Annotated in this window: 12 protein-coding genes; 6 read left to right on the top strand and 6 right to left on the bottom strand. The window is 70.8% G+C overall.

Annotated features, from left to right (window positions below; translation table 11 throughout):
• Window positions 1-57: 57 nt before the first annotated feature.
• The 3 genes from ACZ3YL_RS09490 to ACZ3YL_RS09480 all read right to left on the bottom strand — a co-directional run bounded on the left by ACZ3YL_RS09490 (window position 58) and on the right by ACZ3YL_RS09480 (window position 4,211).
• Window positions 58-1,254, bottom strand: a complete 1,197-nt coding sequence (locus ACZ3YL_RS09490; RefSeq protein WP_465656425.1) for a PP2C family protein-serine/threonine phosphatase — start codon at window positions 1,252-1,254, stop codon at window positions 58-60.
• A gap of 426 nt (window positions 1,255-1,680) precedes the next feature.
• On the bottom strand, window positions 1,681-2,979 hold the full coding sequence (locus ACZ3YL_RS09485; RefSeq protein WP_188305358.1) for an MFS transporter: 1,299 nt from the start codon (window positions 2,977-2,979) through the stop codon (window positions 1,681-1,683).
• Window positions 2,976-4,211: an aminotransferase class V-fold PLP-dependent enzyme gene (locus tag ACZ3YL_RS09480; RefSeq protein WP_465656423.1), complete on the bottom strand. Its 1,236-nt coding sequence runs from the start codon at window positions 4,209-4,211 to the stop codon at window positions 2,976-2,978. The genes ACZ3YL_RS09485 and ACZ3YL_RS09480 overlap by 4 nt, the downstream gene beginning before the upstream one ends.
• On the opposite strand from ACZ3YL_RS09480, the gene ACZ3YL_RS09475 reads away from it, so the two are divergent.
• A complete protein-coding gene (locus tag ACZ3YL_RS09475; protein ID WP_465656421.1) occupies window positions 4,210-5,631 on the top strand; it encodes an aminotransferase-like domain-containing protein in 1,422 nt (473 codons plus the stop codon). The two genes, ACZ3YL_RS09480 and ACZ3YL_RS09475, sit on opposite strands and share 2 nt — an antisense overlap.
• Before the next feature lie 256 nt (window positions 5,632-5,887).
• Here the strand turns inward: ACZ3YL_RS09475 and ACZ3YL_RS09470 are convergent, their stop codons facing one another.
• Together ACZ3YL_RS09470 and ACZ3YL_RS09465 are read right to left on the bottom strand one after the other, a co-directional pair.
• Window positions 5,888-7,351, bottom strand: coding sequence for an aldehyde dehydrogenase (locus ACZ3YL_RS09470; RefSeq protein WP_188305368.1), 1,464 nt, complete (start codon window positions 7,349-7,351; stop codon window positions 5,888-5,890).
• Window positions 7,352-7,430: 79 nt separating this feature from the next.
• The gene (locus tag ACZ3YL_RS09465) at window positions 7,431-8,018 is read right to left on the bottom strand and encodes a flavodoxin family protein (RefSeq protein ID WP_188305369.1); all 588 of its coding nucleotides are present in this window, start codon (window positions 8,016-8,018) and stop codon (window positions 7,431-7,433) included.
• Window positions 8,019-8,264: 246 nt separating this feature from the next.
• On the opposite strand from ACZ3YL_RS09465, the gene ACZ3YL_RS09460 reads away from it, so the two are divergent.
• The 3 genes from ACZ3YL_RS09460 to ACZ3YL_RS09450 all read left to right on the top strand — a co-directional run bounded on the left by ACZ3YL_RS09460 (window position 8,265) and on the right by ACZ3YL_RS09450 (window position 9,805).
• Window positions 8,265-8,987 carry a TetR/AcrR family transcriptional regulator gene (locus ACZ3YL_RS09460; RefSeq protein WP_465656419.1) on the top strand — a complete coding sequence of 241 codons (723 nt, stop codon included), beginning with the start codon at window positions 8,265-8,267 and terminating at the stop codon, window positions 8,985-8,987.
• A 276-nt stretch (window positions 8,988-9,263) separates the two neighbouring features.
• Window positions 9,264-9,533, top strand: coding sequence for a type II toxin-antitoxin system Phd/YefM family antitoxin (locus ACZ3YL_RS09455; protein ID WP_188305371.1), 270 nt, complete (start codon window positions 9,264-9,266; stop codon window positions 9,531-9,533).
• Between the two features lie 5 nt (window positions 9,534-9,538).
• The gene (locus ACZ3YL_RS09450; protein ID WP_188305372.1) at window positions 9,539-9,805 is read left to right on the top strand and encodes a Txe/YoeB family addiction module toxin; all 267 of its coding nucleotides are present in this window, start codon (window positions 9,539-9,541) and stop codon (window positions 9,803-9,805) included.
• Window positions 9,806-9,841: 36 nt separating this feature from the next.
• Here the strand turns inward: ACZ3YL_RS09450 and ACZ3YL_RS09445 are convergent, their stop codons facing one another.
• A complete protein-coding gene (locus ACZ3YL_RS09445; protein ID WP_465656417.1) occupies window positions 9,842-10,765 on the bottom strand; it encodes a helix-turn-helix domain-containing protein in 924 nt (307 codons plus the stop codon).
• Between the two features lie 379 nt (window positions 10,766-11,144).
• Here ACZ3YL_RS09445 and ACZ3YL_RS09440 point away from each other — a divergent pair, with 379 nt between their 5' ends.
• Both ACZ3YL_RS09440 and ACZ3YL_RS09435 read left to right on the top strand, forming a co-directional pair.
• Entirely contained in the window at window positions 11,145-11,576 is a 432-nt protein-coding gene (locus ACZ3YL_RS09440; RefSeq protein WP_465656416.1) for an organic hydroperoxide resistance protein, read from the top strand.
• Between the two features lie 58 nt (window positions 11,577-11,634).
• On the top strand, window positions 11,635-12,300 hold the full coding sequence (locus ACZ3YL_RS09435) for an MBL fold metallo-hydrolase (RefSeq protein ID WP_465656414.1): 666 nt from the start codon (window positions 11,635-11,637) through the stop codon (window positions 12,298-12,300).
• The last annotated feature ends 151 nt before the right edge of the window (window positions 12,301-12,451 follow it).

Genomic DNA, 12,451 nt, shown 5'->3' with positions numbered 1-12,451 from the left:
GGTACTCCGCCCGCTCCTGGCCGACCCGGCCGGGAGAGCCGCGGCGGGGTGCCGCTCTCAGCGCCACTCGATCAGGAACAGGGTGGCATCGTCGCTCGTGTGCCCGCCCCGCTTCTCCTTCAGCACGTGGGAGAGCGCCCGTACCACGGCCCGCACCCCCTCCTGCGAACGCTCGACACGGTTGACCCAGTCGATGAGCTGTTCCTCCCCGAACTGTTCCCCGCCGGCCTCGCGCTCCTCGACCAGGCCGTCGGTGAAGCACAGGACCCGGTCACCGTGCCGCAGCACCCGCTCGCTGATCACCGGCTCCTCGCCACCGAACCCGACCGGCAGAGTGGTGACGCTCTCCAGCCGCTCGACGACGACGTGGTCGCGGATCAGCAGCGGCTGGGGATGGCCGGCGTTGACCCACTGCAGGTGGCCGCTGACGGTGTTCAGGCGCATCATCTGCGCGGTGACGAAGTGGTCCGGCCCGAACTGCTCCGCGATGGCCCGGTCCATGAACGCGTAGATCTCGGCCAGTCCGATGTCGGCTCGCCTGGCGTGCCGGTACGCGCCGATGGCCACGGTCGCCATGGCAGCGGCGTCCAGCCCGTGGCCCATGGCGTCGATCGTGGCCACGTGCAGAAGATCGTCGTTCAGCGCGTAGTCGAAGCTGTCGCCGGCCACCTGGTAGGCGGGTTCGAGAATGCCCGCCACCGCGACCCGGGGGACGGTCATCGACAGCGGCGGCAGGAGTGACCACTGGATCTCCGCGGCGACGCTCATCGGCTGGAGGCGCCGAGCCTGGAAGATCCGGTCGGTGTATCCGCTCTTGGTGACCAGCAGATCCGCGACCAGGGAGGCGAAGCGCCGCAGGATCCGCCGGTCGTCGCCATCGACGTCGTCCAGGGTGAGTGCCAGCACTCCCACCTCGTCCCCGCCGTCCAGCAACGGCAGGTACACCCGCACCCCGTCGCCCTGCGGCACCTCGACGGAGACACCACGCAGAAAAGCGGCACCTGCGGACGAGCCGTCGATCGGCACCGGCTCCCCGGCAGCCGGCCCCTGGCCGGACAGCGGCACCAGCACCAACTGCCCGTAGTCCTGCAGCAGGAGCACCAGGTCACGGCCGCCGAACCCACGCACCGCGTCGGCGACCAACGGAGCGATCAGCTGGGGCGGAAGCTCGTGGGACTGGTCGAGCAGCGCGCCCAGCAGGTGTTCGCCGAACCCCTCCGACCGGTCCAGCTGCCGCTCGCCGTCCCTGCCCACCGCCGGATCCTTCCTGTCCCGTACGAGTCGGCACGGGCGTGATCAACCCCGGCACCCCGGTGCGGTTCACCGGGCCGGTCCTTCCATTACGCCCGACGGCGACGCGTTCCGCCCCCGGTCACACCCCTCCCCGTGGGGCGACGCCGCCGAGAAATCAGCCCTGCAGACTGTGGGCCCGACCCCGATGCGCTGCGGAGACCGCACGGCCCTGGTCTCAGTTCTGGTCTCATTCACCCCCGTACGGCCGCGTTCAACTGGCGCTCAACCAGACACTTCGCTGCAGGTCAGGACGAGTGTGAACTCCGGCGAACACCGTTCGGGAGAATTGGAAAGCGTGTTGGGATAAGACCCTCACGAGTTCGAATCTCGTATCCTCCGCCGGCAGAAGGCCCGGACCGTTCAACGGTCCGGGCCTTCGTCGTTCGGTCAGCGGGCCGCTGCCATCTGTTTCGGTGCGGACGGCAAGGCCTTGAGGCGGCTGACCGGGGAGAGCACCAAGCCGATGACGACAGTGGCGGAGCCGGCGGCGGCCACGGTCAGGGCCGCTCGGGCGCCGAGTTGGCCGGTGAGCAGGCCGGCGGAGAGACCGCCCAGGGCGCCGCCGCCGAACAACAGTGTGCGGAACGCTGCGGTCATCCTGCCCATCATCGATTGCGGCGTCGCGGCCTGGCGGAGGCTGACGATGACGACCCCGGCCACTCCGAGGCCCAGGTAGGTGGTGAAGAAGGAGAGGACGAACATCCCGATCATCACCGGTCGTGGCCCTGCGGCGGCGGGGATCAGGGACGGGCCGAGCAGGAGGGCGGACTGGGCGACCAGGTAGACCCGGCCGAGCGGGAACCGAGCGATGACCTTCCGCGAGATCAGCGCGCCGATCAGGCCGCCGACGGAGGCGGTCGCGAAGACGGCGCCGAGGGTCGTCGAGCCGAGGTGGAGGTCGTGGGTGCCGTAGAGAAGGAACATCGTCCACACCGTGACCATCGAGAAGTTGCAGCAGCATCCGATCAGCGCGAGGGCCCGCAGCACTCCGTCGTGCAGGACCCAGCCGAGGCCGTCCTTGAGTTCGCGCCACAGGTGTCGCTCGACGCCCGGTTCGGGGCGCGGCTCAGGTGTGCTGATGAGCAGGAGTGAGACGACGGACACCGCGTAGGAGCAGGCGTCGACGACCAGGGCCACCGGGGCGCTGAGCGCGGACACCAGGACCCCGGCCAGTCCCGGTCCGGCCACGTCGGCTGCGGAGGAGCTGGCGCCCATCTTGGCGCTGGCCTCGACGTAGTGCTCGGGGCTCTTCACCAGCACCGGCACGTACGACATCCAGCTCACGTCGAACACCACCGATGCGATGCCGGCCGCGCAGGCAATCACCATCAGCACGGGCAGGTTGAGCGCGTGGCACCAGTACAGCACCGGTATCAGGCCGAGCAGGAGCAGCCGGACCAGGTTCGCACCGAGCATGACCGGCCGCCGCCGATGCCGGTCCGCCCAGACACCGATCACCAGGGCGAGTCCGAGGTACGGGACGAGTTGCAGGAAGCGCAGCACCCCGACCTGTTCGTCGCTCGCGCCGAACGCGCCGATGGCGGTCAGCGGGAGCGCGAGGTTGGTCACCTGGGTGCCGAGCAGGGAGAGCGTCTCGCCCAACCAGAACCGGAGGAAGTCGCCGTTGTGCCAGAGGCTTTGGTGCGGTGCGACCGTGGCGTCAGGTGCGGTCGAGGTTTGCGTCACCGGGTGCTCCTCGCCAGTTCGGCGACCGCACCGGCCACCGCATCGACCTCGTCCTCGGTGTTGTAGTAGTGCGGCGACAGGCGCAGGCACCACTCCACGTCCTTGTCGGCGAAGTCGTACTGGGCGAACTCCCGGTAGCTGAGCGCTGAGTTGATGCCGCGCGCGTCCATCGCCGCCTTGAACGGCTCGGCCTCCCACCCCTCGATCGCGAACGTGACCAGCGCGGCCGGGGCCGGCCCCCGGTCCAGCGTCCGGAGGCCGGGTATGGCGGCGAGTTGCTCGCGCAGCTGTCCGGCCAGGGCCGGGGTGCGCCGGGCGATCGGTTCGAGGCCCACCCGCAGCGCGTAGCGGACGGCGGCGGCGCAGCCGAGCACGGTGGCGTACGGGAACTCCCACTCCTCGAACCGGGCCGCGGTGGCGACCGGACGGTAGTAGCCGGGGGCGACCCAGCGCGCGCCGTGCATGTCGATGTGCAGCGGCTCGTACCCGGCGGCGAGCGCCCGGTCGGAGACGTAGAGGAAGCCCGAACCGCGCGGCCCGCGCAGGAACTTGCGGCAGGTGGCGGTGAGCAGGTCGCAGCCGATCTCCTGGACGTCGACGGGGTACTGGCCGACCGACTGGCAGGCGTCGACCAGGTACAGCAGATCGAGCTCGCGGCAGTGTCTGCCGATCTCGGCGACCGGCTGCACCAGGCCGGAGTTGGTGGGCACGTGCGTGACGGCGACCAGGCGCGGGCGGTGGGCGCGCATCAGCGCGGCCATGGCGTCGACGTCGACGCCGCTGCCGTCCGGGTGGTCCGGGGCATGCACGATCCGGACGCCGTGGCGTTTGCGCAGGGAGAGGAAGGCGATCTGGTTGGAGATGAAGTCGTTGCGGGTGGTGAGGATGACGTCTCCGGCGCGGAAGTCGATCGCGGAGAGGGCCTTGGTGTAGGCGTGGGTTGCGCTCGCGGCGAAGGCGATGTTGTCCGGGCGGGTGCCGAGGAGTTCGGCGAGCGAGGCGTGGAAGTCGTCGATCTCGGCGGCGCGGGCGGAGGATGCCTCGTACCCGCCGATGGCCGCCTCCAGTTGGAGGTGGTCGAGCATCACCTGGAGCACCGGACGCGGCATCAGTCCGGCGCCGGCGTTGTTGAAGTGGATCACCGCCTCACAGCCGGGGGTGTCGGCCCGGAGGGCGGTGAGGTCCAGGAGCGGTTCCGCACTGCGGCTGAAAGCGCTATTCTCATTCTTCATGTATGACGGTAGCAGTACCGAGGCTCTGGTGGCGATCCTCCGGAGCGAGATCGCCCGGCTCGCTCCGGCCGATCGCCTGCCCAGCAGCCGCGATCTGATCGCACGTCACGGAGTCGGGCCGGTCACCGTCTCCCGGGCCATCGCACTCCTCGCCGCCGAGGGGGCGGTCGTCACTCGACCGGGGAGCGGGACCTACGTCGCCGCCCGGCGGCCGCCGGCGGGCGCCGGTGCCGAGCCGGACACCTCCTGGCAGGCGGTCGCCCTGGCCGGCCGCCAGCCCCTCCCGGAACCCCCCGCCGAGCAGTCCGGCACACCGGCGGTCGGCACCATCGCGCTGTCCGGCGGCTACCTGCACGAGAACCTCCAGCCCACCCGGCTGCTCAGCGGTGCCCTCGCCCGGGCCGCCCGCCGCCCGGACGCCTGGCACCGCGCCCCGGCGGCCGGCCTGTCGACACTGCGCGCGATCTTCGCCCGACAAGTGGGCGGCGACGTGAGCCCCGAGGACGTCCTGGTGACCGGCGGCGGACAGGGGGCGCTGTCCATGCTGTTCCGCGCCATCGCGGCGCCCGGCAACCCGGTCCTGGTCGAATCGCCCACCTACCCCGGCGCGCTCGCCGCCGCGCGCTCCGCCGGACTCCGACCGGTGCCCGTACCGATCGACGACCAGGGCCTGCGCCCCGACCTGCTCGCCGACGCCTTCGCCACGACCGGCGCCCGGCTGCTCTACTGTCAGCCCACCTTCCACAACCCCACCGGCACCGTCCTCTCCCCCGAACGACGCCGACAGATCGTCGATGTCGCGCATGCTGCCGGAGCCTTCGTGATCGAGGACGACTTCGCCCGCCATCTCGGCCACGGCCGCCCGGTACCGCGCCCGCTGGTCGCCGACGACCGCGACGGCACGGTCATCCACCTCACCTCGCTGACCAAACCCGCTTCGCCCAGCCTGCGGATCGGCGCCGTCATCGCCCGGGGCCTGGTCATGCAGCGCCTGCTCGGCATGCGACGGGTCGACGACTTCTTCATCGCCCGCCCCCTCCAGGAAGCCGCGGTCGAACTGCTCAGCACCCCCGCCTGGGACCGCCACCTGCGCAACCTGGCCACCGCCCTGCGCCACCGCTGCACCGTCCTGGCCGACGCCCTGGTCCGCGAACTCCCCGATTGGACGATCGCTCACGTCCCGCAGGGCGGCCTGCATCTCTGGCTGCGGCTTCCCCCCGGTCTCACGGAGGCGGCCGTCACGGACACGGCCCGGGCACATCGGGTCACCGTCAACCTCGGCCACCAGTACTTCCCGGCCGAGCCGCCCGCCGCCCACCTCCGCCTCGGCTTCGCCGCCGCAGCCGAACCCGCCGACCTCGCCGAAGCCGCCACCCGCCTCGCCATCGTGGCCCGACGCACCGCGCCGACACCCGGCTGACTCTGCGACCACTTCGGCGATCCCAGGGGTGGTCTCAGTCCTGGTCTCGTTCACCCCCGTCCGGCCGGGTTCAGCGCCTGTCCAACGGCTCGCTGCGCCGCAGGTCAGGACGGGTGCGAACCTCGGCGGACACCGTTCGTGAGAATGGGAAAGCGTGTTGGGGGCAACTCCTCGCGAGTCCGAATCTCGTATCCTCCGCCTTCGTCGTCTCTGGTCTGAGTCGAGGTCAGAGCTCAGCTGCCGCCTCGGCCTCCCCTCAGCGCGACCGGGGACCTTCGATGGTGATCCACTGGAGTTCGGTGAACTCCTCCAGGCCGGCCCGTCCCCCGGATTTTCCGTAACCGCTGTTCTTCAGGCCGCCGAAAGGGATCTGCGGTTCGTCGTCGAGGGTGGTTCCGTTGATGTGGCACATGCCGGCGTTGATCCGCTTGGCCAGGTCGAGGGCGAGGGGAACGTTTCGGGTGAAGATCGCCGAGGTGAGGCCGTAGTCGTTGTCGTTGGCCACGCGCAGGGCTTGCTCGGGGCCATCGACGGCTATGACGGTGACCATGGGGCCGAAGGACTCCTCGCGGTAGGCGCGCATGCCGGGTGTGACGTCGGCCAGCACGGTCGGGGCGAAGCACGGACCGTCGGCCGCTCCACCGGCCAGGAGCCGTGCGCCGGCCGCGACGGCGTCCTGGACCAGGTCGGACAGACGCGAGACGGTGCCCCGGCCGACCACGGGGCCGAGCACGGACTGCGGGTCGCGGGGGTCGCCGTAGGAGAAGGTGTCGGCGAGGGCGGCCAGGCGGCGGCAGAACTCGTCGGCGATGCTGCGGTCGACAACGACGCGTTCGGTGGACAGGCAGCCTTGTCCTGAGTTGGCGAACGCGCCGAAGGCCGCCGCGCTGACCGCTTGGTCGAGGTCGGCGTCGGCGAGGACCAGGACCGGTGCCTTTCCGCCGAGTTCGAGGATCGCCTGCTTCAGGTGCGCGGCGGCCTTCTCACCGATGATGCGGCCCACCCTGGTGGAGCCGGTGAAGTGGACGCGGCGGACGGCCGGGTGGGCGATCAGGGCGTCCACTACTTCGGGGGCGTCCTCGGGGGCGTTGGTGACGAGGTTGAGCACGCCGTCGGGCAGGCCGGCCTCGGTCAAGCACTTGGCGACCAGACCGTGTGTGCGCGGCGTCTGCTCCGAAGCCTTCATGACCACGGTGTTGCCGAGGACCAGCGCCGCCGGGACCGAGCTGCCCGCCAGCAGCGCCGGAGCGTTCCACGGGATGACGCACGCAACCACGCCGACCGGCCGGCGCACCGCGATCGAGGTGCGGCCCGGCGTCTCGGAGGGGATGACCTCACCGGTCAGGCCCTCGTGTGCCGCACTCGCGGCGTAGCGGATCTTCTCGGCGAGGGCCTTGACGTTGTACGCGCCCCAGGCGGCGGGGCCACCCATCTCGGCGGTGATCGCCTCGGTGAGTTCCTGCGCCCGCGCCTCCACCATGTCGGCCGCGGTCCACAGGATGCGGCGGCGTTCGCCCGGCGGCAGCGCCGACCAGGCGGGAAAGGCGCGCTCGGCGGCTTCGGCCGCGCCGATGGCGTCCGCCGGGCAGGCTGCGGCCGCGCGGGAGGTGACCTCGCCGGTGAACGGATCGTGCACCTCGTAGGTCCGGTCGTCCGCCGCCCGCTGCCAGGTGCCGCCGATCAGCAGCCGCTGGACGGTGTCTTCACCCGTGGGGGTCATGTTCGCTCTCCTGTCCCGGCGGCGGCCGCTGCCTCGTGCGTCGGCCGCCGCCGGAGGTGGTGGTGTGGGGTCGGAGGCGTCACCGCGCTGCGGCGGCCTTGCCGGCGTGGTGGATGCGGGTCTGCTCGGCGACGCGGCGGCCGAGGTGGCGGGCGGTGTTCAGGTCGGCGTCGTGCACGGCGGCGGTGTCGTTGAAGCTCTGGGCGCCGGCGCCGAGGTAGAAGCCGAGCCGGTTGTCGTCTTCGGGGCTGGACGTGGTGGTGTTCCAGCCCGGCAGGATGTCCAGGCTCACCCAGAGCATCCCGTGCTGGGCCGCCAGGAGTGCGAAGTACTGCAGGGTGTGCAGCTTGTCGCCGCTCATGGAGCCGGAGTTGGTGAATCCGGCGGCGAGCTTGTCCCTCCAGGCGCGGGTGCTCCACTGCTTGCTGGTGGCCTCGGCGAAGGTGTGGAACGCCCCGGAGGCGGTGCCCATGTAGGTGGGGGAGCCGAAGATGATGGCGTCCGCCGCGTCCAGCAGTTCCCAGTCGGCGTCGCCGAGGGACGCGACGTCCACGCGAAGGACCTGCGTCCCGGGGACCGAGCGAGCGCCATCGGCCACGGCCGTGGCGATCTGCGCAGTGTGCCCGTAGCCCGAGTACGAGGCAATGACGATGGTGATGTCGGACATGGTTCTTCCCTTCTTGGCGCCGCCGATGACGGCGCGGTTGTCCGGAGGACGGAGAGCGCGAACAGGACGTCCACCCGCCGGGACGCCGGGTTGTCGGGTGGGTCGCGCGGCGGAATGCGGTGTGGCGGCCGCGGCGCGGCAGTGGGCGCGAACGCCGCGCGGTACGTATGCACGTACGGCGCTGCCCACAGCCCGAGACGGTGTTACGGCTAAAACCGTATCACCGATAGGGCGCTGATACGCAAGATGCCGTATCGTTGTTCCATGGATGAGGGAAGGCATGCCGCACGGCGCCAGGTACTGCAGGTCGCGGCCACGCTGCTGGAGGAGGGCGGCAGTGAGGCGGTGTCGACGCGCGCCGTCGCCGGTGCAGCCGGAGTCACTGCCCCGACGCTGTACCGGATGTTCGGGGACAAGGACGGGCTCCTCGCCGAGCTGGCCGCCTACGGATTCGAGATGTACCTGGCCGAGAAGCAGGAGACGCTGCGCCTGTCCGACGATCCGGTGGCCGATCTCCACCGGGGTTGGGATCTGCACGTCGACTTCGGCCTGCGGCACCCGGCGTTCTACGTGCTCATGTACGGCACGGCGCGGCCCGGGCAGCGGCCCCCGGCCGCTGACGAGGCCCACGCCCTGCTGGTGAGGGTGCTGGGCCGGGCGGCCGATGCCGGGCGCCTCCGGGTGCCGGTGGACGAGGCGACCCGCGTGATCCACGCGGCGACGACGGGTGCTGCTCTGGCGCTGATCAGCGAGGCGGCGCCGGAGCGAGGCCTGGCGGCTTCGGCGCGACTGCGGGATGCCGTGATCGCCTCCGTGACCACCGGTCCGCCCGCCTCGTTCGGATCGGACCTCGCCTCACGTGCCCTCGCACTCGATGCCGCACTCGACGCCGAGGGTGCTGCGGGGGTACCCCTGAGCGGTACGGAGACGGCACTGCTGCGCGATTGGCTGCGGCGTCTGGCCGGCTGAGGACTCCTGTGGGCGGGCCCCGTGCGCCATGGTCTCGTTCACCCTCGTCCGGTCAGGTCCGGCCGCTCCCCACCGCTCCACTCCGCCGCAGGCCGGAACGAGTGCGAAACCCCGGCGGACACCCTTCATGAGAATGGGAAAGCGTGTTGGGGGCAACCCCTCGCGAGTTCGAGTCTCGTACCCTCCGCCTTGATCGAAGGCCCGGACCGCTCAGTGGTCCGGGCCTTTGTCGTCACTCCCCGGCTCGCTCGACAGCTGTACGTTATTCTGTACGACATGAAGACGATGAGTGCCACCGAGCTCCGCGGCAATCTCGCCGCCGCGCTCGATGCCGTTGAGAGCGACGCCGAAGAGCTCGTCATCACACGCGCCGGCCACGAGCCGCTAGTTGTCGTCTCCCTGGCCGAATACGCCTCGCTCCGCGAGACCGACTACCTGCTGCGCTCCCCGGCCAACGCCGACCACCTTCGCCTCTCCCTGCAGGAATACCGGGAGGGCCGTGCGGTGGCCCGAGAACTGATCGACGCCGAAGACCTCGCCGAGTAGAGCGCGTGAAGGTCCAGTTCACCGAGCGCGGCTGGAGCGACTACCTGTCCTGGCAGGCGGACGATCGCCGTCTCCTCAAGCGCGTCAATCTGCTGATCGACGACATCCGCCGAAACGGCAACGAGGGCATCGGCAAACCCGAACCCTTGCGGTACGAGCTCGCCGGGGCCTGGTCCCGCCGGATCGACCAGGAACACCGCCTGGTCTACATCCTTGACGAGCAGGCCGACACCCTGTGCGTCATCGCGTGCCGTTACCACTACGGCAAGTAGCGCCTGAGGCCAGGAGAGACGCAGTGGCATCCGGGGTCAGCTCGCGCTGCTCTGAAGGTGCCCGCTTCCGGCGGCCTCGGAGCTGTGCCGGCCTGGCTGCCGGTCGGCCGTGGCACCGGCCTGGGCGAGAAGGCGCAGTGCGGCCTGTGAGCCTGAACCGGCCTCAGCGGTTGCGACGACGATGCGCTGCCCGCTCTGCTGCGGGGTCGTCAGGGTCTGCAGGTTGAGGTGCATCCGGCCGACCAGCGGATGGCGCATGCGGTAGGCGGCGATGTCCCAGTTCCTGACCCGGTTCTCGGACCATATGGTGGCGAACTCCGCACTCTTCATGGTCAGTTCGCCGATCAGTACGGCCAGCATCGGATCGTCCGGATACTGGCCGGCGGCAAGCCGCAGCTTCCCCACCACCGCCCTGGCCTTCCTCGGCCAGTCCACGAACAGATCCCGGGTGTGAGCGTCCAGGAAGACCAGCCGCGCCATGTTCGGGCGCTGGTCCGGCTGGTCGGGGATGTACGAGTCCAGGTGTCCGGCGAACAAGGCGTGCCCCGTACGGTTCCAGGCCAGCACGTCGCTGCGGCGCCCCAGCACCACCGCCGGTGCGTCACCGAACGCTTCGAGCAGCTGCCTGGCCGTGTCATCCGCGGACTCGGGCGCCAGCCTGCGGCGCTTGCGGCCGCGTCGCGTGGCGTGCGCCAGGTCGTGCAGGTGGGCCTGCTCCACCTCGTCCAGACCGAGGGCCCGGGCAAGAGCGTCCAGCACTTCCGGCGAAGCGTTGAGCGACACGCCCTGCTCCAGCCGCGTGTAGTAGGACAGGCTCACCCCCGCCAGCTGGGCCAGCTCGTCGCGGCGCAGCCCGGGCACGCGTCGTCGCTCTCCGAAGTCCGGCAGTCCCACATCCGCCGGCTGCAGCAGCGACCGGCGAATCTGCAGGAACTCCCCCAACCGCACCGTCTTGTTCATGCGGCCGAGTATGTCCGCCCCGGTGCCGCGCAGCCTGCCCCTGCGAGTACTACGCAGAGCTCGTGGGCGCAGCGCCCGGTGTCCGGCCAACCCGCTGGATCCACAAGCCCTTTCCCGGACCTGCCCCTGGCAGGGGCAGGCTGTGCGGGAGCCCGGATGCACATACTTGGCACCGATCCGGCCACCAGGCGGTCGAGGCAGAGCAGGCAGAGCAGGCAGGCCAGGCATGACGCGATGGCCGCCGCATCCGGGTCCGCCGGCGTCGGCACCGGCACCAACTGACCGGCCGTTCCAGCGGGAGCTGGTCGACATCACACCTGCGCGGGAGCGCCCATCAGACGTGCCCTCATCCGGCGCGTCCTCATCGAAGGAACTGGACATGAGCGACACCATCTACACCACCACCGCCACCTCCTGGGGCGGCCGCGACGGCAAGGTCGCCACCGATGACGGTCGTCTGACGGCGTCGCTGTCCATGCCCAAGGAGCTGGGCGGCGACAGCGGCCCCGGCACCAATCCGGAGCAGCTGTTCGCCGCCGGCTACGCGGCCTGCTTCCACAGCGGCCTGCGACTGGTCGCGGGGGCGAAGAAGCTGGACGTCAGGGAATCGGCGATCTCGGTGACCGTCTCCATGGTCGGATCGCTCGCCGAGGGCCGGCTGGGTCTGGCGGCCAGGATCGAGGCCCAGCTGCCCGGCGTGGACGCCGAGGCGGCACGGGAACTGCTCGAGGCGACCCATCAGGTGTGCCCGTACTCGAACGCGACGCGGGGCAACGTCCCGGTCGAACTGGTGCTGATCGAGGAGAACTGACGCGCACTCGATCGGACGCCGGGACGGTCGGCCGACATCAGCCCGCAGCGGGCTCGGGTTGCTCACCGGCATCGCGGAATCGCGCGATGCCGGTGAGCGGCCACCCGCCCCGAATCCGTGGAGAAAACACCGCTCCTGGCTCTCTCCGGACTTCTGGGACCGGGACGCGGGACTGCTGATCACCCGGGTGCAGACCTTCGTGCTGCGCAGCGAAGGCGTGACGATCCTGGTGGTCACCGGGGTCGGCAACCACGAGCCCCGCCCGCTCCTGCCCCTGTTCGCTCGCCGGAGCACCGACTTCCTGGACCGGCCGGCGGCGGCCGGCGTGGCCCCGCGGGACGTCGACGTGGTGGTCGACACCCACCTGCACGCCGACCACGTCGGGTGGAACACTCGGTTGGTGGACGGGCAGTGGGTGCTGACGACCGGGGGCTCGACGACGCACAGCCCGGTCGGGTGGAAGGGGGAGTCCCGCACGATCGTGAGGTCGGCGAGTGCGTCGAGCGCCTCGCGCACCGTGCTCTCCGGCAGGGCCGGCGGGCAACTCGAAAGCACCGTAGGCGCGTTGATCGAACAGGGGCGGGCCGCCGGCAGTATCCGGGCGGACGGCACCGTCGCGGACGTCTACATGGTCGTCGGCTGCCTGTCCGCAGTCATCCGCACCGAGAGCGGCGACTGGCGTCGGCTCATCGACCTCGCCCTCGACGGACTGCGACCCCGCTGAGCAGGTCGGCCGGGCTCCTCCGAGGGGAGGGGGAGCGGGGAGGGGAGAACAGGGAAGAGGGAGAACCCACCCCTTGCCACTCTCAACGTATAACGCACCGGGGGCCTTGCGGCAAGGCCCCCGTGGTGGCGCACAATCGCAGGCCTCAGAT

Source organism: Kitasatospora sp. NPDC023176 (genome assembly GCF_055560495.1).
Note: the sequence above shows the minus strand (reverse complement) of the source record. Positions and strands in the feature narration are given on the sequence as shown.